At 64.7% G+C, this 21763-nt stretch carries 21 protein-coding genes and 1 pseudogene; 9 read left to right on the forward strand and 13 right to left on the reverse strand.

The genetic code is table 11. The annotated features are described in order from the left end of the window. Window positions 1-114: 114 nt before the first annotated feature. The 3 genes from C8D04_RS15560 to alr all read right to left on the reverse strand — a co-directional run bounded on the left by C8D04_RS15560 (window position 115) and on the right by alr (window position 4137). Window positions 115-2019, reverse strand: a complete 1905-nt coding sequence (locus C8D04_RS15560) for an EAL domain-containing protein (protein WP_158550320.1) — start codon at window positions 2017-2019, stop codon at window positions 115-117. A gap of 177 nt (window positions 2020-2196) precedes the next feature. Continuing rightward, window positions 2197-3024, reverse strand: a complete 828-nt coding sequence (locus C8D04_RS15565) for a hypothetical protein (protein ID WP_116005674.1) — start codon at window positions 3022-3024, stop codon at window positions 2197-2199. Window positions 3025-3030: 6 nt separating this feature from the next. Beyond that, window positions 3031-4137, reverse strand: a complete 1107-nt coding sequence (gene alr, locus C8D04_RS15570) for an alanine racemase (protein WP_116005675.1) — start codon at window positions 4135-4137, stop codon at window positions 3031-3033. Window positions 4138-4273: 136 nt separating this feature from the next. Here alr and lplT point away from each other — a divergent pair, with 136 nt between their 5' ends. Continuing rightward, window positions 4274-5578, forward strand: a complete 1305-nt coding sequence (gene lplT, locus C8D04_RS15575; protein WP_116005676.1) for a lysophospholipid transporter LplT — start codon at window positions 4274-4276, stop codon at window positions 5576-5578. A 56-nt stretch (window positions 5579-5634) separates the two neighbouring features. Next, window positions 5635-6522 (forward strand): DMT family transporter, encoded by an 888-nt coding sequence (locus C8D04_RS15580; protein ID WP_116005677.1) that lies wholly within the window; start codon window positions 5635-5637, stop codon window positions 6520-6522. Here C8D04_RS15580 and C8D04_RS15585 read toward each other — a convergent pair. Further along, on the reverse strand, window positions 6515-6919 hold the full coding sequence (locus tag C8D04_RS15585; protein ID WP_116006229.1) for a DUF2251 domain-containing protein: 405 nt from the start codon (window positions 6917-6919) through the stop codon (window positions 6515-6517). The genes C8D04_RS15580 and C8D04_RS15585 overlap by 8 nt on opposite strands. A 225-nt stretch (window positions 6920-7144) precedes the next feature. Here C8D04_RS15585 and C8D04_RS15590 point away from each other — a divergent pair, with 225 nt between their 5' ends. Together C8D04_RS15590 and corA are read left to right on the forward strand one after the other, a co-directional pair. Beyond that, on the forward strand, window positions 7145-7627 hold the full coding sequence (locus tag C8D04_RS15590) for a glutathione peroxidase (RefSeq protein ID WP_116005678.1): 483 nt from the start codon (window positions 7145-7147) through the stop codon (window positions 7625-7627). A gap of 20 nt (window positions 7628-7647) precedes the next feature. Beyond that, entirely contained in the window at window positions 7648-8613 is a 966-nt protein-coding gene (corA, locus tag C8D04_RS15595) for a magnesium/cobalt transporter CorA (protein ID WP_116005679.1), read from the forward strand. Between the two features lie 81 nt (window positions 8614-8694). On the opposite strand, the gene C8D04_RS15600 is transcribed toward corA, so the two are convergent. The 7 genes from C8D04_RS15600 to C8D04_RS15630 form a co-directional block, all read right to left on the reverse strand. Continuing rightward, a complete protein-coding gene (locus C8D04_RS15600) occupies window positions 8695-9531 on the reverse strand; it encodes a ProQ/FINO family protein (RefSeq protein ID WP_116005680.1) in 837 nt (278 codons plus the stop codon). A gap of 88 nt (window positions 9532-9619) precedes the next feature. Continuing rightward, the gene (gene glcF, locus C8D04_RS15605; RefSeq protein WP_116005681.1) at window positions 9620-10849 is read right to left on the reverse strand and encodes a glycolate oxidase subunit GlcF; all 1230 of its coding nucleotides are present in this window, start codon (window positions 10847-10849) and stop codon (window positions 9620-9622) included. A gap of 25 nt (window positions 10850-10874) precedes the next feature. Then, on the reverse strand, window positions 10875-11675 hold the full coding sequence (locus C8D04_RS15610) for a YoaK family protein (RefSeq protein ID WP_116005682.1): 801 nt from the start codon (window positions 11673-11675) through the stop codon (window positions 10875-10877). A gap of 3 nt (window positions 11676-11678) precedes the next feature. Further along, complete coding sequence (gene glcE, locus C8D04_RS15615) at window positions 11679-12791, reverse strand: glycolate oxidase subunit GlcE (protein ID WP_116005683.1); 1113 nt, start codon at window positions 12789-12791, stop codon at window positions 11679-11681. A 287-nt stretch (window positions 12792-13078) separates the two neighbouring features. Next, the gene (amt, locus tag C8D04_RS15620) at window positions 13079-14515 is read right to left on the reverse strand and encodes an ammonium transporter (protein WP_116005684.1); all 1437 of its coding nucleotides are present in this window, start codon (window positions 14513-14515) and stop codon (window positions 13079-13081) included. 32 nt (window positions 14516-14547) lie between these two features. Then, window positions 14548-14886 (reverse strand): P-II family nitrogen regulator, encoded by a 339-nt coding sequence (gene glnK, locus C8D04_RS15625; RefSeq protein WP_116005685.1) that lies wholly within the window; start codon window positions 14884-14886, stop codon window positions 14548-14550. A 13-nt stretch (window positions 14887-14899) separates the two neighbouring features. Beyond that, window positions 14900-15631 carry a TorF family putative porin gene (locus C8D04_RS15630; protein ID WP_116005686.1) on the reverse strand — a complete coding sequence of 244 codons (732 nt, stop codon included), beginning with the start codon at window positions 15629-15631 and terminating at the stop codon, window positions 14900-14902. Between the two features lie 174 nt (window positions 15632-15805). Between C8D04_RS15630 and C8D04_RS15635 the strand changes: the two are divergent. Next, window positions 15806-16690: pseudogene (locus tag C8D04_RS15635) on the forward strand (magnesium chelatase domain-containing protein); the annotation flags it as partial. Between the two features lie 409 nt (window positions 16691-17099). On the opposite strand, the gene C8D04_RS15640 reads toward C8D04_RS15635, so the two are convergent. Both C8D04_RS15640 and C8D04_RS15645 read right to left on the reverse strand, forming a co-directional pair. Continuing rightward, window positions 17100-18845, reverse strand: a complete 1746-nt coding sequence (locus C8D04_RS15640) for an ATP-dependent helicase (protein ID WP_233521197.1) — start codon at window positions 18843-18845, stop codon at window positions 17100-17102. 11 nt (window positions 18846-18856) lie between these two features. Beyond that, window positions 18857-19411: a hypothetical protein gene (locus tag C8D04_RS15645; RefSeq protein ID WP_233521198.1), complete on the reverse strand. Its 555-nt coding sequence runs from the start codon at window positions 19409-19411 to the stop codon at window positions 18857-18859. Window positions 19412-19437: 26 nt separating this feature from the next. Here C8D04_RS15645 and C8D04_RS15650 point away from each other — a divergent pair, with 26 nt between their 5' ends. The 4 genes from C8D04_RS15650 to C8D04_RS15665 all read left to right on the forward strand — a co-directional run bounded on the left by C8D04_RS15650 (window position 19438) and on the right by C8D04_RS15665 (window position 21602). Beyond that, on the forward strand, window positions 19438-20013 hold the full coding sequence (locus tag C8D04_RS15650) for a hypothetical protein (RefSeq protein WP_116005688.1): 576 nt from the start codon (window positions 19438-19440) through the stop codon (window positions 20011-20013). Between the two features lie 198 nt (window positions 20014-20211). Beyond that, complete coding sequence (locus tag C8D04_RS15655; RefSeq protein WP_233521199.1) at window positions 20212-20583, forward strand: hypothetical protein; 372 nt, start codon at window positions 20212-20214, stop codon at window positions 20581-20583. 99 nt (window positions 20584-20682) lie between these two features. Further along, window positions 20683-21366, forward strand: coding sequence for a hypothetical protein (locus tag C8D04_RS15660; protein WP_233521200.1), 684 nt, complete (start codon window positions 20683-20685; stop codon window positions 21364-21366). A gap of 8 nt (window positions 21367-21374) precedes the next feature. After that, window positions 21375-21602, forward strand: a complete 228-nt coding sequence (locus C8D04_RS15665; RefSeq protein ID WP_116005689.1) for a hypothetical protein — start codon at window positions 21375-21377, stop codon at window positions 21600-21602. Window positions 21603-21763 lie beyond the last annotated feature (161 nt).

Below are 21763 nucleotides of genomic sequence, written 5' to 3' on the forward strand. Positions count from 1 at the left end.
CGCCCAGAAATATTTTAAGGTAAAAATGGCCTCTAAGGCTTATATGATAAGCGCTTCAAGCTATATTTTTAATAGCTTAGTGGCCCATCGGTGGCCCATAGACCGCCGCCCCGTTCAGGTGGCGGTGGTTTGGTGCTGGCGCACAAAGGCCGTGAATGCATCGAGCGGCAAGGCGGGAGACCAGTGGAAGCCCTGGCCAAATTCGCACCCGAAGCTTTGCAGCTTGTCCAGCATTGCGAGATCTTCCACGCCTTCGCCCACCACTTCCAGGCCCAGGCAGTGGGCCATCTCGATGATGGCGCGCACGATGCCCTCGTCATGCGCGCTGGTGCACATTTTGCGTACAAAAGACTGATCGATCTTGAGGCGGTGCACGGCAAAGCGTTGCAGGTAGCCCAGGTTGGAATAACCGGTGCCAAAGTCGTCGATGGCGATCTGCACCCCGAGTTCCCGCAGGCGCTGCAGCACTTCGCTCAGGTGCTGTGCGTCGGCCACCAGCAAAGATTCCGTCAGTTCCAGCTCAATGGCGCTGGGTGGTAATTGGCAGGCGGCCAGCGCGTTGGCGACTTCACGCTCGATGTTGTCGCGGCGGAACTGCACCGGCGAGACGTTGATGGCCACCGTGAGATCGCCCAGCCCCTGGCTGCGCCAAGACTGTGCATCTTCACACGCCCGGTGCAGCACCCAGGCGCCCACTTCGTTGATCAGGCCGGTGCGCTCCGCCACGGGAATGAATTTGTTGGGGGGAATGAAGCCCAGTTCCGGGTGCCGCCAGCGCAGCAAGGCCTCGGCGCCGATGATGGCGCCGCTGCGCAGGTCGAACTGGGGCTGGTAATGCACTTGCAGTTCGCCGCGGTCTAGCGCCGTGCGCAAGCCAGAGGCCATGTGCAGGTGCTCGACCACGCTCTCGTTCATGCTGGCGTCGAAGAAGCGGAACGTGTTTCGACCCGCATCCTTGGCCTGGTACATGGCCAGATCGGCGTGCTTGAGCAGGTCTTCCACCCCGGCGCCGTCGCGCGGGAAGACGGCGATGCCCAGCGATCCGGTTACCACTACGTCCAGCTCCTGGAGTGGGAAAGTCTGCTCCAGCAACTGCATGACGTGCGAAGTAGCCGCCGTGATGGCCTCCTCGCTCTTGATGCCGCCGAGCAGGATCAGGAACTCATCGCCCGAAAGCCGTGCCAGCGTGTCGGAGGCGCGCAGGCTGGAGCCCAGTCTTTCGGCCACCAGGCACAACAATCGGTCGCCTGCCCCGTGGCCCAGCGAATCGTTCACGGTCTTGAAGTTGTCCAGATCCAGGAACATCACGGCCACCATGTTGCGGTCGCGCCGGGCCTGCAGCAGGAGCTGCTCCAGCCGGTCCTTGGCCAAGGTGCGGTTGGGCAGTTGGGTCAGTGGGTCCCGGTGCGCGAGCATCTCAATACGCGCGTGGGAGTCCATGAGCGCCTGCTTTTCAGATTCGAGCTGGGCCATCGCCTGGCGCAGATCACCCGACAGCAGCCAGACAAAAAATCCCGTCACTGCCAGCACAGTGCAGAGGATGAGTGCGCGCCCCAGGCCCAAGGGGTCTGCAACACTGCGCAGCACGCCCGCCTGGTGCAGCACAAACAACGCGACCAGTGCTACCAGCATGCAGCCCAGGAGCACGATGAACATCCGCCGCGAGCCATACATGCCGGCAAATACCAGCAGACCGGGAAATGCCATGATGGCTTCGTCATACAGCCCTTCGCTGACGGCCATGAGGGCGCACAGCATCACCATCAGGGTGGAAAGCATCAGCGCCGTTGCACGCGCCTGCTGGCCGCCTTCATTCCAGCGGAAGGCGCCAGCCACCAAACCCATGGCCGCCAGCTCCAGAGCGACGCTGGTGTAGGCGCCCCTGGCAAAACTGAGCAGAGCAACCACACCCAGCGCCAGGATGATGGCCCACAGAATCTGTCGCAGGCGCTGTTGCTGCAAAGAAAGCACCGTGCCTGCGGGCGGTGCGGTGTCGGCAGTGTCTGGGCGGTGCGGCATGGTGGGGTCTGCGGTGAAAGAAGGGCTGAAAAGTCCGTGGCGCGCGGCTTTCTGGTATGAGCGCTCCGAGCGTAGGCCAAGGGCCATCACCCGTGAATGGGGGACTGCCCTATGGAAAAGCCTGCGCTAGCCTGGTGTGCGTGAGGTGGTGGCGCCAAGGCCTTGTGGCGGGGCGGCTCAGCGCCGCAGCAGCCGCACCGCTTCGGGCAGCGAATGCACGTCGGGCAGGAAATGGTCGATGCTGGCGCCCAGTAGCACGGCGCACAGCAGGGCGCCGAGCAGCGGCTTCCAGGTCAGGCGTACGGCGGCGCCCAGCCAGCCCTCGCGCTCGACGCCCATGGCCGCGCGGGCGGTGGCCACGGAGAAGGCGAGCTCTACTGCTACGGCCAGCAGGGCGTCCCAGCCAAAAAATGCCATGGCCAGCGAGCCGGCGCCCAGCAGCACGGCAGAGCCGATCAGGAAGATCGCCACGATGGGCACGACGACGATAGCGCCCTCGTCGGCACTGCCCGCCGCTTCGAGTGCGCCACCGGCCATATCGCCCAGTGCGCTGCCATCGGCTGACCTGCCCAGTCCCTCGGAAAAATCGCCCGAGGCACCGCCGCCGCCAAAGTCGCCCCCGCCGGTGCGCGGCAGCGGCACGCGCTCCCCGCCGCCGGATGGACCGCCGCTAGGCCAGTCGATGTCGGGCAGGTCCAGGTCAAAGCCGCTGTCCTGGGCCGTGCGCCGGCGCAGCAGCCGCGCCGCCCAGACGCGCAGTACCAGCAGGTAGCCCAGATAGCCCACGGCCAGCGTGACCAGATAGCGCAGCGCCAGGGATTCGACGCCCAGCTGCAGCTGCAGGTGCGCGGTCGCCCACATGAGAAGCAGTGTGAAGCTGCCAATGCACAGCCCGTGCAAGCGCAGGCTGTAGCGCTGGTGCAATGTGCGCTCGATGTCCTGGTGCGGCATGCGCACCGCGCGCCAGTTGGACTTGTTTTTGCGGGTGCTGCGCGGCTGGGTCATGGGGCTTCAGTCGGCCACCACGGGCACACGCTGGGCCAGCGCGCACATCAGCTCATAGCCCACCGTGCCAGCCGCCTGCGCCACCTCATCGATGGGCAGCACGGCGCCGTTGCCCGCGCGCCCCCACAGGGTGACCTCGCTGCCAAAGCCCACCTCCATGCCGGCGCGCCGCAGCGGCGTGAGGTCCACCGTGACCATGTCCATGCTCACGCGGCCCACCAGGCGGGTGCGCACGCCGTTCACTAGCACGGGCGTGCCGGTGTCGCAGTGGCGCGGGTAGCCGTCGGCATAGCCGCAGGCGGCCACGCCAATGCTCATGGGCCCCTCGGCCGTGAAGCGCGAGCCGTAGCCCACGGTGTCGCCCGCCTGCAGCTCCTGCACGGCCAGCAGACGGGTGGCCAGCGTCATGGTGGGCTGTACATCCCAGTGGGCGCTGCTGTGCTCGGGAAAGTCGGGCGCGCTGCCGTAGAGCACGATGCCCGCACGCACCCAGTCGGCGCGCACGCCCGCGTCCTGGGCGTGGCGCAGGGTGGCGGCGCTGTTGCACACGCTGCGCTCACCGGGCAGGTCCTGCGTGGCGGTGGCAAACGCCGCCATTTGGTGTGCAATGCCGCGCGGGCCGTCGGCGTCAGAGAAATGCGTCATGAGCGAAATCTCGTCCACCTGGGGCAGTGCAGACAGGCGTGCCCAGGCGCTGCGAAAGCGTTGGGGCGTAAACCCCAGACGGTTCATGCCCGAGTTCATCTTCAGGAAAACGCGGTGCGGCACTTGCGTCTTGTGACGGCTAAGCCAGTCGATCTGCTCGTCGCAGTGCACGGCGTGCCACAGGCCCAGGCGCGAGCACAGTTCCAGGTCGCGCGGCTCGAACACGCCCTCCAGCAGCAAGATGGGGCCGCGCCAGCCCAGCAGGCGCACGCGCTCGGCCTCTTGCAGGTCCAGCAGGGCGAAGCCATCGGCGCCGCGCAGTCCTTCAAAGGCGCGCTCGATACCGTGGCCGTAAGCGTTGGCCTTGACCACGGCCCAAACGCGCGCATCCGGCGCGGCGCGGCGCACGCGCGCCAGGTTGTGCTGCAGGGCAGGGGTGTGGATGGTGGCTTGAATGGGGCGTGGCATGTTCGGAGAGTCCGGTGGGCAAGCCCCGGATTCTGGCACCGGTGCCGCACAGCAGCGTGATATAACCGCCTGTCACATTTTCGGGCGACCAGATTTAACCCCTCATCAGCCAGACTGATGCTCCACCTGCCTACTGATGAAGCGCGGTTTCTACACCATCATGGCGGCGCAGTTTTTCAGCTCGCTCGCCGACAACGCACTGTTCGTGACCGCCGTCGAGTTGCTGCGAACGGGGGGCAGCCCCGAGTGGCAGCGCGCCGCCTTGGTGCCCATGTTTGCGCTTTTCTACGTCATCCTGGCGCCCTTCGTGGGCGCTTTTGCCGATGCGCTGCCCAAGGGCCGGGTGATGTTTGTCAGCAATGCCATCAAGGTCGTGGGCTGCCTGATGATGCTGTTTGGCTCGCACCCGCTGATGGCCTATGCCGTGGTGGGGCTGGGCGCAGCCGCCTACTCGCCGGCCAAATACGGCATCCTGACCGAGTTGCTTCCCGCATCGCAATTGGTCAAGGCCAACGGCTGGATTGAAGGGCTGACCATTGGCTCCATCATCCTCGGGGTGCTGCTCGGCGGGCAATTGGTGGGGCCTGTCATCTCATCGCTGCTGCTGTCGGTGGATGTGCCGGGCATGGACTTCGGGGTGGACACGGCGCCACAGGCCGCCATTGCCACGCTGATCATCGTCTACGTCATCGCCGCCTGGTTCAACACCCGCATTCCGCTGACCGGGGTGGAGATGCGGCCCCTGCGGCAGAACCCCGAGCGCAGCGTGCTGGCCAACACCTTGTCGCTTTTGCCCGATTTCTGGAGCTGTAACAAGCGCTTGTGGAACGATCGCCTGGGCCAGATCTCGCTGTCTACCACCACGCTGTTCTGGGGCGTTTCGGGCAACCTGCGCTATATCGTACTGGCCTGGAGCGCTGCCGCTCTGGGCTATGGCACTACACAGGCATCGGCCCTGGTGGGGGTGGTGGCGATTGGCACGGCCGTGGGGGCCGTGGCCGCGTCGATGCACATGCGCCTGGAAATGGCGACGCGCGTCATGCCGCTGGGCATTGCCATGGGGCTGCTGGTGATCCTGATGAACTTCATCAACCACCTGTGGCTGGCGGTGCCTTTCCTCATCGTGCTGGGCGGCCTGGGTGGTTTCCTGGTGGTTCCCATGAATGCTTTGCTGCAGCACCGGGGCCACAATCTCATGGGGTCGGGCCGGTCTATTGCCGTGCAGAACTTCAACGAGCAGGCCTGCATCCTCGGCCTGGGGGCGTTCTACAGCCTGTCCACCAAGTTGGGGCTGTCGGCCTTTGGCGCGATCACCGCCTTTGGCGTGGTGGTGGCTGGCATCATGTGGGTGATCCAGCGCTGGCATGCCCACAACTGCGCCAAATATCCTGAAGAGATGGACCACCTGCTGCGCATCGCCCGGCAGGATACGCTCCACTAAAACTCCGTTTTTGATAGCTTGCAGCGCTTTCCAGTAAAGCGCTGGAGGCCATTTTGATGAAAAAATCCTTGCCCGTTTTCGCGCTGCTGTTCAATGCTTTTGTCTGGGGCGTTTCCTGGTGGCCTTTTCGGTTGCTGCACGGTGCGGGCCTGCACCCGCTGTGGGCCACGGCGCTGATGTACCTGCTGGCGCTGGTCACGCTGCTGGTGCTGCTGCCCGGCGCCTGGCGCCAGGTGCTGCGCTACCCGGGCCTGTGGTTGCTGGCGGTCAGCGCAGGGCTGACCAATGTGTGTTTCAACTGGGCCGTGACGGTGGGCGATGTCGTGCGCGTGGTGCTGCTGTTCTATCTCATGCCCGCCTGGTCGGTGCTGCTGGCCTGGCGATTTTTAGGCGAAGTGCCCACGCCGCTGGCGCTGCTGCGCCTGGCACTGGCTTTTGCGGGCGTGGTGCTGGTGGTGCTGCCGCCGGGTGTGCCGCTCAGCCAGTTGGCGCAGGGCCTGTCGGCGGTCGATTTGCTGGCCGTGGCGGGTGGTTTTACCTTTGCGCTGACCAATGTCATGCTGCGCCGACTGCACCAGGTGCCCGAGCAGGCGCGCATGCTGGCCATGTTTGGCGGGGGCGCGCTCATGGCCGCGCTGGTGGCGGCAACGGGCATGGCTGTGGGTATCGTCACGCCGGTGCCCCCGGTGGCCATGGGCTGGGTGCTGGTGGCACTGGGGTTGGCGCTGGCGTTTTTGGTAGGCAACTACGCGCTGCAATACGGTGCGGCGCGGCTGGCAGCAGGCACTACGGCCCTGGTCATGCTGACCGAGGTGGTGTTTGCCAGTGCCTCCTCATGGCTGCTGGACGCCGCTGCGCTGCAGGAGCGTACGCTGGTGGGCGGGGTCTGCATCATGCTGGCGGCCTTGCTGGCCGTTGTGCCTGCCCGCAGGCGCCTTACATGAAAAGGCTGACGCAGGCCTCGTTCCATTCATGCCCCTGCTGCGACCAGGGCCCCACGCCCGGCGGCGGAAAGCCCGAGCGGCAGTAGCCCTGCTGCGCTTCAAAATCGAACACCGCGTGGGGGTAGTCGTTGATGAGCAGCGCCACCTTGCTGCCGTCGGCGGTCCAGCCGATGCGCACCGTGGACGCCTTGTCCTTGTCGGTCACGCTGGCCACGTTGTAGATGTGCAAGGTATCCTGGATCGACTGGCCCTTGGCGGCGCGGTCGATGGCGTAGAAGTAGCCGGTTTCGCCATCGTCTTCAAAGACGGCGCTGAAATGTCCCGTGGGCGCGGCCCCCTCGATCATGAGGGCCTGGCCCACCAGGAGTTGCCTGACGGCTGCGACATGGATTGGCATGGTGATGGACTGGGCGAGGGCGCAGGCCCCCGATTCCCGCAACAGGTGGATGGATGCCCAAAGTTACCACGCGATGGGTGCGATTTTCTGCTCTGGATGCCGCGATTGCGATCCGCGACGGCTGAAAAGGCCATGTGCCCGCACCCGGCAGCGGCCCTTCAAAGGCGCTACGATGACCGGCCCACGCGCCTGCCGCGCCGCCATTGCCTTTGCACCGGAGCCCCCATGCCAACCATTTACGACTTTGACGCCCAGAACATCCATGGTGAGATGGTGCCGCTGCGCCAGTACGAGGGCAAGGTGCTGCTCATCGTCAACACGGCCAGCGCCTGTGGCTTCACGCCGCAGTTTGGCGGGCTGGAGGAGCTGCACCAGCAGTACGGCAGCAAGGGGCTGGTGGTGCTGGGCTTTCCATGCAACCAGTTCGCGCACCAGGACCCGGGTAGCAATGAGGACATCGCCAGCTTCTGCCAGCTCAACTACGGCGTGAGCTTTCCGATGATGGCCAAGATCGACGTCAATGGAGCGGATGCCGCCCCGCTGTACCGCTGGCTGGCCGCCGAGGCCCCGGGCCTGCTGGGCAGCAAGGCCATCAAGTGGAATTTCACCAAGTTCCTGGTGGGCAAGGACGGCCAGGTGATTCGCCGCTATGCACCGCAGGACACGCCGTCCAAGCTGGCGGGCGATATTGAAGCGGCCCTGGCCTGAATTTTCCGGACGCCGTTCCCATGCTCATCAACTGCGTTGTCTACGAAAACGGTCGCAAGCGCGCTGACATCAGTGTGGACGACATCAGCGACTGGCTGCACAAGCCCGACTCCTTCGTTTGGGTAGCGCTGCTGGACCCGTCGGACGAAGAACTCGAGCAGATGCAACAGGAGTTCGGTCTGCATGAACTCGCCGTTGAAGACGCCCGTAAAGGCCATCAGCGGCCCAAAATTGAAGAGTATGGCGAGATGGTGTTCGTCGTGCTCCACCTGCCCGAGTCTGGTTACGACGCCGAGGACGTGGGCGAGGTCGCCATTTTTGTCGGGCACAACTACGTGCTTTCGGTGCGGCGGCGCAGCCAGAAGGGTTTTCAGGATGTGCGCGAGCGCTGCGAGCGCGAGCCGCTGCTGCTGCGCCATGGCTCAGGCTTTGTGCTGTATGCCCTGATGGACGAGGTGGTGGACCGCTATTTCCCGATGATCGATGACTTTGAGTCGGAGCTGGAGACCATCGAGGAGCACATCTTCGATCGGGGCGCGGCGCGCGGCAACATCGAGCGGCTGTATGCCCTCAAACGCCGCACCACCGTGTTGCGCCATGCCGCAGGACCGCTGCTGGAAGTGGCAGGCAAGCTGCACGGCGGGCGCGTGCCCGAGGTGTGCACGGGCTCGCAGGAGTATTTCCGCGACGTGCACGACCACCTCTCGCGCATCAACGGGGCCATCGACACCATCCGCGACACCATCGGCACGGCCATCCAGGTGAATCTGTCGATGGTGACCATCGAAGAGTCCGAGACCACCAAACGCCTGGCGGCCTGGGCAGCCATCTTTGCCGTGTCCACGGCCCTGGCCGGCATCTGGGGCATGAACTTCGAGCACATGCCCGAGCTGAAATGGGCCTTTGGCTACCCGGCGGCGCTGGCGGTAATCTTTTGTTCCGGCGCCGTCTTGTACTGGCGTTTTCGCAAGACAGGCTGGCTGTAGAGAGTACAGGTTAAAAGCGCCTTTGAGGCATGGTGGGAGCGCGCCAGCAGCTATCTTTTTGATGGTTTTTGGCGCGCTGTCTCATGCCGCAGCGTCAGGTGCAGGTGCAGTGGCGCGCTGGCGGGCGTTGTGCAGGCTGCGCTCTGCGGTGCGCGGGTCCATGCCATACATGTCGGCAAATTCCGCCACGGTCTTGCCGCTGGCCTCGTAGGCGCGCAGCAGGGCTTCTTCGCGTGCCTGCAGTGCAGCCAGTTCGGTCAGGGCCTCGGCCAGCACGGCGTTGGCGGCTTCGTCGCGGGAGTGCATGCGTTCGGCGTATTCCTCGCGCGTCAGGCCGCTGGCCTGGATATTGCGCACGATGCGCGCCACCAGTTTGGGCCGCAGATCCTCGCCGCCCCGGCCCTGGCGGCGGCGGTGCACCTCCAGCAGTGCCTGGTGGATGTGCTCGGGGGCCATGGCTTCCACCGGCTGGCCCTGCAGGTCGTGGCGCTGGCGCCCTTCGGCAACGCTGTGCAGATAGCGGGTGGAGCGTGTATGGATGCCCAGGGCCAGTTTCAGCGCTTCGCGCTCAAACAGCTCGGGGTGTGCGGCCAGCAGGTCCTGGAAGATGCCGCGCTTGAGCGGCAGAAACACTGCGCCAAAGAGTTGCGGGTACAGCTCGGCCAGCTTTTCCAGCGCGGGCGGCACGGGCCGTGGCGCGCGGGGCGTCTTGGCCTGGCCATCGGCCTGCGGTGCACCGGCACCGGCTGCGGGACCTGCACCTTTGCGGCGGCCGCGGGCGTTGCCGCGCGTGGCGTTGGCGGGCGGGGGCGTGCCCTGCGCGCTGGCGGGAGCGTTCACAGGCCCCTCGTTCGCGGCCGTGCCTGGGGCTGCGGCGGTAGCGGGGGTCTGGTCAGGTGCGGGCGCGGAATCGGTCATGGCAGAGCAGGAGAGGGGGCAACAAAACCCTCAATCATGCCAGCCTTGGCGCACCACGCTGTGCGGCGGGCTCGCGCCGAGGGTGAAATCATGCAGCCAACGCGTCGTCCAGCACCTGCACCCAGTGGCGCACCGGTGTCCCGGTGCCGCTTTGCAGGTGGGTGATGCAGCCAATGTTGGCCGAGGTGATGACGACCGGTTCCAGGGCGGACAGGTGGCCGATCTTGCGTTCAAGCAACTGGTGCGAGAGCTGGGCCTGCAGCACCGAATAGGTGCCAGCCGAGCCACAGCACAGGTGCGATTCGTTCAGGGTCAGGCGCACATCGAAGCCCAGCGTGCGCAGGTGTTGCTCTACCCCGCCGCGCAGTTGCTGGCCGTGCTGCAGCGTGCAAGGCGGGTGGAAGGCCACCACGCCCTGGGGGATGTTGCGCAGGCGGCCTTGTAGCGCTGGGGCAATGTCGGGCAGCAGTTCCGAGAGGTCGCGTGTCAGCGCGCTGGTGCGGGCCGCCTTGTCGGCGTACTGCGGGTCGTGGCGCAGCAGGTGGCCGTATTCCTTCACGGTGACGCCGCAGCCCGAGGCATTCATGACGATGGCTTCGACCGCGCCGCTCTCGATGTGCGGCCACCAGGCATCGATGTTGGCGCGCATTTGTGCCAGGCCGCCGTCCTGGTCGTTCAGGTGGAACTTGACGGCGCCGCAGCAACCGGCCTCGGGTGCCACCAGGGTCTGGATACTGGCCGCGTCGAGCACACGCGCCGTGGCGCTGTTGATGCCCGGCATCATGGCGGGCTGCACGCAGCCCACCAGCATCAGCACCTTGCGTGCGTGCTCGCGCGTGGGCCAGGCACCGGCGGGTTCGGGTGCGGGCACCTTGGCGCGCAGGCTGGCGGGCAGCAGGCCGCGCACGGCCTGGCCCATCTTCATGGCGGGGGCGAACAGGGGTGAGGGCAGGCCCTCCTTCAGTGCCCAGCGCAGGCCTCGCTGCACCAGCGGGCGTGGCACCTTCTCGTCCACGATCTTGCGGCCGATGTCCACCAGGTGGCCGTACTGCACGCCGCTGGGGCAGGTACTTTCGCAGTTGCGGCAGGTCAGGCACCGGTCCAGGTGCAGTTGCGTGGCGCGTGTGGGCTGCGCGCCTTCGAGCACCTGTTTGATGAGGTAGATGCGGCCCCGCGGGCCGTCCAGCTCGTCGCCCAGCAACTGGTAGGTGGGGCAGGTGGCGGTGCAAAAGCCACAGTGCACGCATTTGCGCAGGATGGCTTCGGCTTCGATGCCTTCGGGGGTGCCTTGGAATTCGGGGGCCAGTTGGGTTTGCATGGTGGGGCTCAGGGGCTGCAACAAATCAGGGGGCGGGCGGTGGGTTCTGCCCGGCGGCGGGGGTGCCGTGCGCGCGGCGGCTGTTCGGGCGCAGGCGGGCGCGGTCAATCCACAGGGGCGGCAGGGCCAGCGCAAACAGCACCAGCGCCAGCGGCACCACAAACACAAAGCCCACATGCTTGAACCCGGCGGCACCGGCGATGCCGCCCACCAGAAACATGGCCAGCAGCCCGGCAAACAGGCGCAGGCGCTGGCGGTTGGCGCGCACCTGCTGGTCGGGCGGGCTGGCGCTGCTGTTCCAGTAGAGCATCTTGCCCAGCTCAATGCCCAGGTCGGTGATGACGCCGGTCATGTGCGTGGTGCGGATCTGGGCCGAGGACATCTTGGTCACCGTGGCGTTCTGCAAGCCCATGATGAAAGACAGCAGCAGTACCGTGACGGGCACGGCAAACGGCGTATGCCAGTCCAGCGTGACCGCGCCCACCAGCCCGAACACCAGCATCAGCAGCGCCACGATGAGCAGCGGCAGCGCGTAGCTGCTGTGCAGCCGGTGCTGGCGTGCCCAGTTCACCAAAATGGCAGTGAGCGCCGCGCCGCTGACGAACGCCAGCAGCGCGCCCACGGCGCTGAGCACCAGCACCATGTTGCCCAGCACCAGGTTGTCGGCCAGCAGGGACACAAAACCCGTCATGTGCGAGGTGTAAAGCCGCACCACCAGAAACCCCCCGGCGTTGACCGCGCCCGCGTTGAAGGCGAGCAGCAAGCCCAGCCGCCGGTTGCTGGCCACCGTGCGGTGCTGGCCGGTGAGGTGGCGAAATCGCCGCACGGGCTAGCGCTGCCAGGCCATGCGGCCTGGGTTGAAGATGCCGGCCGGGTCAAAGCTCTGGCGCAAGCGTTCGTGGATGGCTTGCAGCCCGGCGGGTAAAGGATCAAAAAAGGCTGTGGCGCTTTCTCCATCAGCGCTATGCGCTCTGAAAAGTGAAGCGCTGCCGCCTGCCTGGCGGGCGGCGTCGTGTAACGCCTGCGCATGCCCGGGGGCGGCCTGCACCCAGCGCAGCGCGCCGTGCCACTCGACCAGCGGCGGCGCCACGCCGCCGGGCAGCGCCAGCACTGGCGCGGTGGCGGGCAGTGACAGGCGCCACAGATCCAGTCCGGCGCTGGGCCCTGCGGCGAACCAGGGCAAGGCCTGGTCGCGGCAGGCGGCCCAGTCGGCGGCCACGCGGGCGTTGTCCTGGCGCTCGCCGCCCATGCTGCGGCAAGCTGCCTCGACGGCGGCCACGGCGCCGCGCAGGCGCACGTAAAGCGTGTCCATGCCCGCGTCGTGCACCCAGCAGCTGGCGTTGAGCGGCAGTGGCTGGCCGCCCCAGGCGTGCAGGCGGCGCAGGGCCTCGGTCTGGTCCAGTTCAAAGCGCAGCGTGGCCTCGGCCGGAGCCACGGGCAGCACCTTGAGGCTGACCTCGGTGATCACCCCCAGCGTGCCCCAGGCACCCACCATGAGGCGCGAAATGTCGTACCCGGCCACGTTCTTCATCACCTGGCCGCCAAACACCAGGTGCTCGGCGCGGCCATTGATCAGTTGCAGGCCGAGGACATAGTCGCGCACCGCGCCCACGCTGGCGCGGGCCGGGCCCGACAGGCCCGCTGCCACCATGCCGCCCACGGTGGCACCCGGGCCGAAATGCGGTGGCTCAAAGGGCAGGCACTGGTTTTTTTCGGACAGGGCTGCTTCCAGCTCGGCCAGCGGCGTGCCCGCACGCACGGTCACCACCAGCTCGGTGGGCTCGTGGCTGACGATGCCTCGCCAGTCCCGGGTGTCCAGCAGCTCACCTGGGGGCAGGGTGCCGTGAAAATCCTTGCTGCCGCCGCCACGGATGTGCAGTGGTGCCTGGCGCGCGCCTGCGGCGCGCACCTGTTCAATCATGTGGTGAAGGGCGCTTTCCATAGGCTTGGATGGTAAGCCTTGGGGTCTGCCTGTGCGCGGCGGCGCGGTCCTGGGCTGCGTGAATTTTCTGCACGGGCCATGTGAGCGTTTTCGCCCACAGTCACGCTGTATTTCTTGTATTTGCTACTAATTTAATAGCTATCTGCGCTTGATTGGATTGCGCTGGAAGCATATTTTGTTCAAATTTTCAGCGCAAAAAAAGCCCGCCGTGCGGGCGGGCTACAAGCACCTTGGAGTTTTCCGCGCTGTCCTGCCGTGGCCCCACCAGACACCACGGCAGGGACGCTTCAGCGGCTGTAAGCCGTTTCGCCGTGCGAGGTGATGTCCAGGCCTTCGCGTTCGGCTTCTTCGCTCACGCGCAGGCCCACCAGCATGTCGGCCACCTTGTAGGCCACCAAGGCCACCACGCCGGACCACACGATGGTGACCAGCACGCTCTTGGTCTGGACCCAGACCTGGGCGCCCATGGCATAGGTGTCGGGGGTGAGGCCGCCCGTGCCGCCCAGGCTTTGCGAGGCGAACACACCGGTCAGGATGGCGCCCAGAATGCCGCCCACGCCGTGCACGCCAAACACGTCAAAGGCATCGTCCGCACCCAGCATGCGCTTGAGACCACCCACGCCCCACAGGCAGACGATGCCCGCGATCAGGCCCATCACGATGGAACCCATGGGGCCCACGAAGCCTGCTGCCGGGGTCACGGCCACCAGCCCGGCCACAGCGCCCGAGGCCGCGCCCAGCATGGAGGCCTTGCCCTTGTGCAGCGATTCACCCGCCAGCCACGACAGGGTGGCCGCGGCCGTGGCCAGCACGGTGTTGATGAAAGCCAGGCCCGCCACGCCGTTGGCGGCACCGGCCGAACCTGCGTTGAAACCGAACCAGCCCACCCACAGGAGCGAGGCGCCCACCATGGTCAGCGTCAGACTGTGCGGGGTCAGCGCTTCCTTGCCGTAACCAATGCGCTTGCCCACCAGGTAGGCGCCCACCAGCGCGGCCACACCGGCGTTGATGTGCACCACCGTGCCCCCGGCAAAGTCGAGCGCACCGTCCTTGGCCAGCAGGCCGCCGCCCCACACCATGTGGGCCATGGGGATGTAGCTGAAGGTGAACCACAGCAGCGAGAAAATCAGCACGGCCGAGAAGCGGATGCGTTCAGCGAACGAGCCCACGATCAGCGCCACGGTGATGGCGGCAAAGGTGGACTGGAAGGCCACGAACACATATTCCGGAATGGTGGGCAGCAGACCGGAGAGCGTGTCGGGTGCGATGCCCTTGAGGAACAGCTTGTCCAGCCCGCCGAAGAACCGGCCCTCACCGGTGAATGCCAGGCTGTAGCCGTACAGCGCCCACAGCACGCTGATGATGGCAAAGACCACGAACACCTGCACCAGCACCGACAGCATGTTCTTCGAGCGGGCCAGGCCGCCGTAGAACAGCGCCAGGCCGGGGAGGGTCATCAGGATGACCAGCAGCGTGGAAGTGAGCATCCAGGCGGTATCGCCCGAGTCGAGCTTGGGTGCGGCGGCCGGTGCGGCCGGGGCCACTGCAGCCGCGGCCACAGGCGCAGCCGGGGCTGGCGCTGTCGCCGTGTCGGTAGCTGCAGCCGGTTCGGCCGGGGCCGCCATGGCGGCGGGTTCGGGAGTGGCAGGTGCCTGGGCCAGGGCGAGCGGACCGGTGGCCAGCAGGCCCAGCCCTAGCAGGAGGGAGGCAAGCAGTTTTTTCATGGCAGTTTCTCGCGTTGGGTGGAAGGGGTGGCTTACAGGGCGTCCTGGCCGGTCTCGCCGGTGCGGATGCGTACCACCTGTTCGAGGTCGGAGACAAAAATCTTGCCGTCGCCGATCTTGCCGGTGCGCGCCGCGCCTTCGATGGCCTCGATGACGCGCTCGACCAGGTCGTCGGCAACGGCGGCCTCGATCTTCACTTTGGGCAGGAAGTCCACCACGTACTCGGCGCCGCGGTAGAGCTCGGTATGGCCCTTCTGGCGGCCAAAGCCCTTTACTTCGGTCACCGTGATGCCCTGCACCCCGATGTCGGAGAGGGCCTCGCGCACTTCGTCGAGTTTGAACGGCTTGATGATGGCAGTCACCATTTTCATTTTCTGTTCCTCCTTACAGGGTTTTGGTCAGGGTGACGAGCAGGCGCGACTGGTTGGCGGGTCCGAAATAAGCCTTCTTGTTGGCGCCCGCCACGGCTGCGCCGAGCGAGAGACCATTGCCCAGGTCATAGGCGGCGCCCACGCTGAAATCGGTGTAGTTGGGCACGCCCGTGTCCTTGATGTCGCTGGCAAAGCGCGTGAAGCCCACCGAAGCCTTGAGCGTGATCGAGGGCGCCACTTCCTGCGCGAACGAGAACGCCAGGTAGCCCGTGTTCGTGCCCTTGCGGCCCGAGCCTGCCTTGGCACCGGCCCAGCCGAAATAGTCTTTGGAGACGGTGTGCGAGTACTTCGCCGTCAGCGGCCCCCAGGTGCCGGCCGCATACAGCTCGGTCGTGTTGCCCGTGGTGTTGCCGGGGTAGAGGTAGGTCAGCGCGCCCAGGTCCAGGTCGAATTCGCCGGCCTTGAATTTGTAGCCGCCGTACAGGTCCATCTCGATCGAGTTGCCGGGCAGCCAGTCCACACTGGAGTTCCAGTTGCCCACGTACCAGCCGGATTCGCCAAAGGCATAGTCCAGGCCGCCCTGCACGGCAGGCTTGAACGCCTTCACCTTGCTGACGTCCTGGTCCTGGCCGCGGTACTTGTAGTTCGAGGTCAGGCTCAGGTTGCCGCTCAGCTGGGCGCTGGCCATCAGGGGCATGGCTGCCACAAGGGCGATACCGAGGGTCTTGAGAGATGTGTGGTTCATGGGTCCTCCGGTCAGAAAAAAACAAGCGATAGCCTGTCTACGCACAGACCGTGCCAGGCCTTTCACCGCTACATTCGCAGGGCGGTACATAGCCTTTGCACCGGACTGGTGCATGGCCACCGGCCATTGCGCCCGCCGCCCGCAAACCGCACTCGTCTGGGGAGAAATACACGCATGAGTCTTGCTTTGGTGCAAAGCCGCGCCCTGCTGGGGTTGCAGGCGCCGCCTGTCACTGTCGAGGTGCACCTGGCCAATGGCTTGCCCAGCTTCACGCTGGTGGGACTGGCCGAGGTCGAGGTCAAGGAGGCGCGTGAGCGCGTGCGTTCGGCGTTGCAGAACGCCGGGCTGGAGTTCCCGCACAACAAGCGCATCACCGTGAATTTGGCTCCGGCCGATTTGCCCAAGGACTCGGGACGCTTCGATCTGCCCATCGCCCTGGGCATCCTGGCGGCCAGCGGTCAGATCGATGCCGCCCGTCTTGCAGGCTATGAGTTTGCGGGGGAGTTGTCGCTCTCGGGCGAGCTGCGCCCCGTGCGTGGAGCGCTGGCCACCAGCCTGGCGCTGCGTGCGCTGCCCGCCGGGGTGCGGTTGGTGCTGCCGCCGGGCAGCGCCGAAGAGGCCGCGCTGGTGCCCGACGCCCAGGTCTGGCGTGCACGCCATCTGCTGGACGTGGTACAGCAGTTTTTGCCGTCCGGCAGCACGGGTGAAGGCCCGGCGCCCGAGGACAGTGGCTGGACGCGCATGCAGGCTACGCCCCTGCAGACCACGGGTGTCTATGCCGACCTGGCCGATGTCAAAGGCCAGGCCCTGGCCAAGCGCGCCCTGGAGATCGCAGCCGCGGGCGGCCACAGTCTTTTGTTGATGGGGCCGCCAGGTTCGGGTAAATCCATGCTGGCCCAGCGCTTTGCCGGGGTGCTACCGGATATGACGGTGGACGAGGCGCTGGAGAGCGCCGCCGTGGCCAGTCTGTGCGGCCGGTTTGCACTGGAGCGCTGGGCCCTGCGCCCCACCGGCAGCCCGCACCATACGGCGAGTGCGGTGGCTCTGGTGGGTGGTGGCTGTGAATTACAATAATTTTTAAGACTCTACAATATTTAATGCGACCACAAAGGCTGTGATGCCCGCCCTTCGGCGAGAACGCCGAGTCCCGGATGATCGACATAGCGCAGGGACCGGATCGCGGTGCGGACACGGCCGCAGCATTCGTTGCAGAACCGACCTGGGCTTGGCCGCTTCAGGCTGGGTACGGTCGTTCGCCGTTCTAAAGCGAATGTCAGCGACTGCCGGAACCGGTCATTGACCTTCCTCGTGCGAAGCGATTCCCCTCGCAGCCGACAACTCTCATTCGGCATATGTAGCCAGCCTGGTCGGCTCAAGAGGGAATGACCTTGGTCTTCGTGCAAAACTCCGTCACCAATCGTCATACGTCATAACGCCACGCGCCAGTCCAACTGACGAGGAGTTTTCCTTAGAGTTTGTGCCCCTTGAGCAGGGGGCATTGCGGCCAAAGCGGATCGAGGATGAGCGTGTGGACTTTTGCTCGCGTGATGCCGACTCGAAGCACACGTCGGCTTTTGGGATACGGGGCAGGGTCGCCTCGCCAAACGAAAGATGATTCGACGGCGGGGCCCGTCCGACGAGCTTCGCGGACGAGGATGACTCCGTCGAACTGCTTGCCCTTGGCCTTGTGGAAGTTCATGACTTGCAAGCCCATCGGTGGCTCCACGCCGTCGAGGATTTGCTCCTGTGCGAGAGCCAAGTCGAGGGCGGTGCGGGCGTTGGTGTAGGCGCCGTCGCGAAGCCATTCATCAGAGAGGGCAGCCGAGATGCGATGTCCCCGACGGAACGCGACCAAGAAGTCCAACTGCGCAGCGACCCGCGTGAGTTCGTCTTGATTGGTCGCCCGCAGCTCATGTTTGACCGCGAGCCAGTCCTCGGCGGGATCGCCGCTGAAATCGTTAACTGCCAAGCCTGAAATCAGGCCGCGCAGCGCGTTGGCGATGTTGATGTTCAGGGCCTTGCCACCCTTGATTTTGTTGGCCTGCTCCAAGAGTTTGGCGACTTCCTTCCGGCCCTGTCCCGTCGCGCGCCTCGCGGCGGCGATCATTTCCATGCTGGTGGCGACATCGGCCTCCAATTGGGCGAGATCCTTGGGTTCCAGCAGAAAGGCCGCGAAACGGGCTGACAGCAGCGCTTCGGCCTCGTCGAACAGTAGCTTGTGCCGAACCGGCCTACCGACGCTGGCCCCCAACGCGTTGAGGGCGTTGGACATCTTCAACGCACTGCGGTTGTTGGTGACCAGTATCGCGATCGTCTCCACCTTCTTGTCGCTCTGAGCCCGAATTGATTTCAAGAGCTCCCCGAGGGCTCGGCGCAGCAGATGATTCCAGTTCGGCGGTGGCTTCTCGGGGCGGTAGGCAAGGGCGGATACGCCCTTGTAGGGCGCGCCGCGTGGCTTGGCCGTCAGGATGTCATTGCCGAACGCCAAGATTTCGGAGTCCGGGCTGCGGTGGTTCTGCGTCCCAAGGTCGATCTCGTGCGGCTTCAACGCCGCCCGGATGGCGATCACGCGCTCCGGGCCGACGCCTGGTAGGTAGTCGAAGATTTGCTGCTCGAGGTCTGCCAGGCACAGCACCTGCGTGTGTGGCGCGAGCATCTGGATGCACTGCCACGCGTATTGGCCGGTGTCCTGGGCTTCGTCCACGATGATGATGGGATGCCGATGGGCGATCGACGCCAAAAGATGCGAGCAGCGCGCCAACAGAGCTGTCGCATTGAGCGCGAACAGATCGAACGCGATCCGCCCCTCTTCTCGAAACAGCCGCTCACGCTCGACGAGCCACTCGTCCCAGCCATCGTCTTCGTCGCCGAGGCCGCCCGACAGGGCCTTCTCGTCGTGTGGCAGCAAGATCGAGAGCCTATGCGGTGCCCCAAGCAGGTAGGCGTGGGCTTTGAGGATATCCCAGAAGAACGAATGAAACGTCTGGATGGAGAGCTGCTCCTGTTCGGCTTTGGTGGACTCGAGCTTGGCGGCATCCAAGATGCGCGCCACTGCCGCCCGCGAGAAGCTCAGGAACAAGGCCGACTGACCCGGAAGCATGCCGTCGCGAATCCGCTTGACCGCCTTGCGCAGCGCGAGCGTCGTCTTGCCGCTGCCGGGGCCGCCGATGACCAAGACATGGCCCTCGCAAGCCATGACGCTTTCGCGCAGCATGCAAGGCTCGTTCATGGAGCGGCAGCAGCGGCGGCCGGTTCAGGTGGTGCTCCATCGCCGTCGTCGATCGGGGGTGGAGGTGGGAACAGTGCGAACGCTGACGCCAGAAACTTCGTCACTGTGGCCGGCAGCTCGTGGAGCTCGCACTCCTCGAACAGGCGCGCCGACCAGCCGGCGCCCTTGTTGCCGCCGAGGGCTTCTTTGGCGATGGCCTTGACCGCGTCGTCGTTCGGGCGCACATCGGGGATGGCGACGTTGCCGTTCTCATCATTGGCTTTTAGGCCCGACAGGAAGGACCACAGCCGATCCACGGGCACCTCCGCCACGACGAGGTCTTCGAAGCCCTTGTAGGCGTGCTCAACATTGATTTCGAAGTTGTCCGCCAGAGCCTGCGCCTGCTCGGCCTTACGTTTCTTTTTGTAGTCAAGGTCGTAGAAGGCGAAGGTGCGTAGCCCCAGCGTCTTGAAGAACCTTCCGAACTTGGGCATGTTCGACTCGCCATCAGCGTCGAAGAAAGTCACACCCGCGATGTCCAGCGGCTGCAAGTTGGGATCGCTCTCTTCCATGCGCCTTGCGACGACGGGCATCCGACATGGAACTTGCCATGCTTGAGTTGTCCGACGCCGATCGACAGTCCGCCGAAAAGGAGTTCACCTTTGGCCCGCTGGCGTTTCAGAACCTCATGAGGATGGCGCCACAACCGATGTACGAGGCGCGCTTGAACCAGCTTGATTTCTCCGCAAGCCAGGTTCACAAAACGATGTTTGGCATCGCAGCGGACGCTTCTTTCTTGAAAGGAGATCGATTGACTGCTTGGGGTCTTGACGCAGCTACGGCTGCGCTGGCGCTGCAGTCAATGAGTTGGCGGTTTCAGCTAGACATGCTGGCTTCGGGGCGCGCCATCGTGATGCCTGAGATTTGGTATCTGGATGCGATGCAGGCACTATTTTTCGGCCCCGATGATGAGGATGCATTGTCCGAGGCTCTGGGGCGCGTGAACGAGATGGGTCAATTTAAGTGGTTGCCAGATACATACGACGCATTGCTGGCGGCGCGCGATCAGTATCACGCCTTGCTTGCCCAACTGGGGCTACATCCAGCGACTCTCTGGCAGATCGCTGAATGTTCTGATCAAACCCACTCGGCGACCATGCTGAAGGCTGGATGAGGTCTTCATGTGTCCGAGCAGTGGAGGAACGGTGTTGAGATGACGGACCCCACTCGCTGAGCACAGCGAGCAATGATTGATCGCCAGAGATTTCGGATGTAGGGCAGAAAAGATATCGTCCACGGGGGCATGCTTGCGCAGAGGTCACACTGGGGGCTTGCTTTGTGCCAGATTTTGCTTCCATGATAAGGAGCCGACATGGAAAGGGACCCAACCAGTTTCACTAGTGTGCCGAAAGACTTCCCGGTGACTGCGCATATATCAGCCGTTGCAGGCGCTCAGCCCAAGATGGGCCTCATTGAGGAGGGTGGAAAGTTCTATGCCCCGGGCACCTCGCCCTCTGAGGTGGTGGCAGCTTTTCTCATGTGCGACGACCTTGCGTCGCAAATGATCCCGTACTGCCAGCGAAAAATCGCGTCCTTCGATGGAGACAAGGAGGCGACAGTGAAAGCCGCATTGAAAGGCCTTCAGGCCAAGCGTTGGTGTACCGATGAGCAGTGCGTTTGGATCATGCACAGAGTCGTGGACGAGTTGAAGTGGTCAGTGGGTGAGCGCACTTGGCGCCTCTGATGAATCAGGCCCAGATGAATAAACAGGTACACCCCTCACAGAACCTGTCGAGAACCCACGTACCGAACATCCACTGCCCTCTGGAGAAAACGCTCGCACATGAAAAATCCGCACTATGAATGGCTGGGAAGACGCATGCGGGAATACCACCGCACGCACCCGTGGCGCCTGTCGGAAGGCGGCCTATTTATCCCCCATGCCTATTGGAATATGACGGAGACAAGCCTGTCGTACTGGGACGATGTGGGCTTCATCCTCAATGGACGACGCATCATCGTCTGGTGGCGACACCCTCGGGATCTCAATTGGGAGCAAGTCAAATCGCAGGCCTGGGAAGAAGCCGGTGAAGACCCCCACGATCGCTGGCTCTTTGAAGGTGGCACCAGGAACTACAAGAAGGTGGGAAAGACAGGCAGACGCAAGAAGCTGAATAGCTACACCAGTCGCGAGCCTTCAGCGGCGCAGCGGCAGTACTACGCCAAACTGCTCGAAATCGAGAAGCGACTGTGCCAGGAAGGCATTGACCTGGAGGTTCGCCCGTCCTGGAAATGGCAGCGCCTGAGCTGGGCCATGGGGGTGAGCCTGGTGGCGCCGCTGGAAGTTCGAAACGAAAGGGAAGTTGCACACTTGGCAAACTTCGCGCGCCAACTCATCCTGCGGCAAACCACTCTGGACCAGGAGTTCATGGGCTTTGTGTACGACAAGGCATCCTGGCTGCACGATCAACGTCTTGCTCCGACCTCCTTTGATGCGGACGTAGCCCCGTTTGCGGGCGCAGGTTGAGGTCGTTCATGGCTTTCAACGCAGAAATCAACTCCCTCGCCGCGCTCGTGCAGCGCATGGCCGAAGAGTCAGGCAACCCGCAGGACTTTGATACACGGAGCTGCCTGGACCACGGATTGGTGAGCTTCGTCTCCGGACTCGGCCAAAGGCGCCCCCTGGATATCCTGAAACAGCCCGGTGGCCTGGACTTGCTGCGCGGCCTGCTCTTGCCGGCTCAGTCCGGCACATTCTCGTAAGAGCTGGCACCTTTTCATTCGGCGAACCAGCCATGCCCTCCCAGCACCAACCAATCTACGTTCCGGCATCTACGCCCCGCAGTGCCGACGTGATCCTCTACCTGGACCTCGATGCGTGGTCCACCACGAGAAAGTGCTCTGGCATCCCCGCAAGGGCATCT

The sequence above is a fragment of the Simplicispira sp. 125 genome (genome assembly GCF_003096555.1).
Taxonomy (GTDB): domain Bacteria; phylum Pseudomonadota; class Gammaproteobacteria; order Burkholderiales; family Burkholderiaceae_C; genus Simplicispira.

Bases quoted from the DNA above. Each gene is read 5' to 3' on its own strand.
- C8D04_RS15560 (WP_158550320.1), bottom strand. From the start codon at position 2,019: ATGCCGCACCGCCCAGACACTGCCGACACCGCACCGCCCGCAGGCACG.
- C8D04_RS15565 (WP_116005674.1), bottom strand. From the start codon at position 3,024: ATGACCCAGCCGCGCAGCACCCGCAAAAACAAGTCCAACTGGCGCGCG.
- alr (WP_116005675.1), bottom strand. From the start codon at position 4,137: ATGCCACGCCCCATTCAAGCCACCATCCACACCCCTGCCCTGCAGCAC.
- lplT (WP_116005676.1), top strand. From the start codon at position 4,274: ATGAAGCGCGGTTTCTACACCATCATGGCGGCGCAGTTTTTCAGCTCG.
- C8D04_RS15580 (WP_116005677.1), top strand. From the start codon at position 5,635: ATGAAAAAATCCTTGCCCGTTTTCGCGCTGCTGTTCAATGCTTTTGTC.
- C8D04_RS15585 (WP_116006229.1), bottom strand. From the start codon at position 6,919: ATGCCAATCCATGTCGCAGCCGTCAGGCAACTCCTGGTGGGCCAGGCC.
- C8D04_RS15590 (WP_116005678.1), top strand. From the start codon at position 7,145: ATGCCAACCATTTACGACTTTGACGCCCAGAACATCCATGGTGAGATG.
- corA (WP_116005679.1), top strand. From the start codon at position 7,648: ATGCTCATCAACTGCGTTGTCTACGAAAACGGTCGCAAGCGCGCTGAC.
- C8D04_RS15600 (WP_116005680.1), bottom strand. From the start codon at position 9,531: ATGACCGATTCCGCGCCCGCACCTGACCAGACCCCCGCTACCGCCGCA.
- glcF (WP_116005681.1), bottom strand. From the start codon at position 10,849: ATGCAAACCCAACTGGCCCCCGAATTCCAAGGCACCCCCGAAGGCATC.
- glcE (WP_116005683.1), bottom strand. From the start codon at position 12,791: ATGGAAAGCGCCCTTCACCACATGATTGAACAGGTGCGCGCCGCAGGC.
- amt (WP_116005684.1), bottom strand. From the start codon at position 14,515: ATGAAAAAACTGCTTGCCTCCCTCCTGCTAGGGCTGGGCCTGCTGGCC.
- glnK (WP_116005685.1), bottom strand. From the start codon at position 14,886: ATGAAAATGGTGACTGCCATCATCAAGCCGTTCAAACTCGACGAAGTG.
- C8D04_RS15630 (WP_116005686.1), bottom strand. From the start codon at position 15,631: ATGAACCACACATCTCTCAAGACCCTCGGTATCGCCCTTGTGGCAGCC.
- C8D04_RS15640 (WP_233521197.1), bottom strand. From the start codon at position 18,845: ATGCTGCGCGAAAGCGTCATGGCTTGCGAGGGCCATGTCTTGGTCATC.
- C8D04_RS15645 (WP_233521198.1), bottom strand. From the start codon at position 19,411: ATGGAAGAGAGCGATCCCAACTTGCAGCCGCTGGACATCGCGGGTGTG.
- C8D04_RS15650 (WP_116005688.1), top strand. From the start codon at position 19,438: ATGGAACTTGCCATGCTTGAGTTGTCCGACGCCGATCGACAGTCCGCC.
- C8D04_RS15655 (WP_233521199.1), top strand. From the start codon at position 20,212: ATGGAAAGGGACCCAACCAGTTTCACTAGTGTGCCGAAAGACTTCCCG.
- C8D04_RS15660 (WP_233521200.1), top strand. From the start codon at position 20,683: ATGAAAAATCCGCACTATGAATGGCTGGGAAGACGCATGCGGGAATAC.
- C8D04_RS15665 (WP_116005689.1), top strand. From the start codon at position 21,375: ATGGCTTTCAACGCAGAAATCAACTCCCTCGCCGCGCTCGTGCAGCGC.